This is a genomic window from Actinosynnema sp. NPDC059335 (assembly GCF_042752395.1).
In the GTDB taxonomy this organism is placed as follows: domain Bacteria; phylum Actinomycetota; class Actinomycetes; order Mycobacteriales; family Pseudonocardiaceae; genus Actinosynnema.
In genome coordinates this window covers 67,245-68,876 of the sequence record NZ_JBHYXZ010000032.1, presented here as the reverse complement: position 1 = coordinate 68,876, position 1,632 = coordinate 67,245, and the positions used below count along the sequence as shown (strand labels likewise).

At 71.4% G+C, this 1,632-nt stretch carries 1 protein-coding gene; it reads right to left on the bottom strand.

Features of this window, described 5'->3' with window-relative positions; genetic code table 11:
* Nucleotides 1-1,485, bottom strand: a 1,485-nt coding sequence (locus ACFXGA_RS13050) for a peroxidase family protein (RefSeq protein ID WP_378087320.1), incomplete at its 3' end; no start/stop codon positions are given.
* Nucleotides 1,486-1,632: the final 147 nt, after the last annotated feature.

Below are 1,632 nucleotides of genomic sequence, written 5' to 3'. Positions count from 1 at the left end.
CCCTGGTGCACGTGCTGTCGGTGGACCTGCTCGCCGTCGTCGCGCTCGCCGCCGCCGCCCCCGGGCCCCGGCCCCCCGGCGCGGGGGGCCCACGGCCGGCACCGGGTCCTGCCACAGCTGCGCCTCGGGGACCCACGGCCCCAGGTAGCGGCTGACCGGACCCATGTCGCGGTGCAGCAGCTTGTACCAGGCCTTGGCGAACGCCAGGGCGAACTCGTCGGGGTTCTCCAGGAAACGGCGGGAGATCTTCTCGTACGCCGGGTCCACGCGCAGCGACAGGTCCGTCGTGAGCATGGTCGGCTTGTGCTTCTTCGACGGGTCGTGCGCGTCGGGGATGATCGCCTCGGCGTCCTTGGCGACCCACTGCTTCGCGCCACCGGGGCTCGTGGTCAGCTCCCACTCGTAGCCGAAGAGGATCTCGAAGAAGCGGTTGCTCCACTGCGTGGGCTTGTCCGTCCACGTCACCTCGAGACCGCTGGTGATCGTGTCGGCGCCCTTGCCGCTGCCGTGGGTGCTGAGCCAGCCGAGGCCCTGCGCCTCCAGCGGCGCGCCCTCGGGCTCCGGACCCACGTGGCCGTCGGCCACGCCGGCGCCGTGGGTCTTGCCGAACGTGTGACCGCCCGCGATGAGGGCGACGGTCTCCTCGTCGTTCATCGCCATCCGGCCGAAAGTCTCCCGGATGAAGTGCGCCGCCGCCAAGGGGTCCGCGTTGCCGCGAGGGCCCTCGGGGTTGACGTAGATGAGACCCATCTCGGTCGCGCCGACCTCGGGCGCCATCTCGGTCTCGCTGACGTAGCGCTCGTCACCCAGCCAGGCGTCCTCCGGGCCCCAGAAGATCTCCTCCGGCTCCCAGACGTCCTCGCGGCCGAAGCCGAAGCCGAAGGTCTTGAAGCCCATGGACTCCAGGGCGACGTTGCCGGCGAGGACCAGCAGGTCCGCCCAGGAGATCTTCTGGCCGTACTTCTGCTTGACCGGCCACAGCAAACGCCGCGCCTTGTCCAGGTTGGCGTTGTCGGGCCAGCTGTTCAGCGGCGCGAAGCGCTGCCCGCCGTCGCCCGCGCCACCGCGGCCGTCGTGGGTGCGGTAGGTGCCGGCGGCGTGCCAGCTCAGGCGGATCATCAGGCCGCCGTAGTGGCCGAAGTCGGCCGGCCACCAGTCCTGCGAGGTGGTGAGCACCTCGACGATGTCGCGCTTGAGGGCCTCGACGTCGAGCTTGGCGAACTCGCGGGCGTAGTCGAAGTCCGGCCCCAGGGGGTTGCCCTTGGGCGAGTGCGCGTGCAGCACCGAGAGGTCCAGCTGGTTCGGCCACCAGTCGCGGTTCGTGCGCGGACGGCCGCCGGTCTTCGGGGTCGGCGAGTCGATCGCGGGGTTCTCGCTCTCGCTCCCGTGCGCGGTCACGGAGTCGTGCGCGACCGGGCAGCCGACCGCGGCCTTCTGGTCCACGCCCTGTGCGCTTGAGGGGGGCGTCTTCCCGAGGTCGCTCAATTTACTTCCTTCCAGCGGGCTGATCATTGGCGGTGTTCCGGGTCGCGCAGTCGGGGCAGGTGCCCCAAAACACGACCTCCGCGCCCCGGCAGCGCGGGGATGCCCGCGGGCGGCGGGGTGAGAACAAAGGGGTGGGGGCCCGCGCAG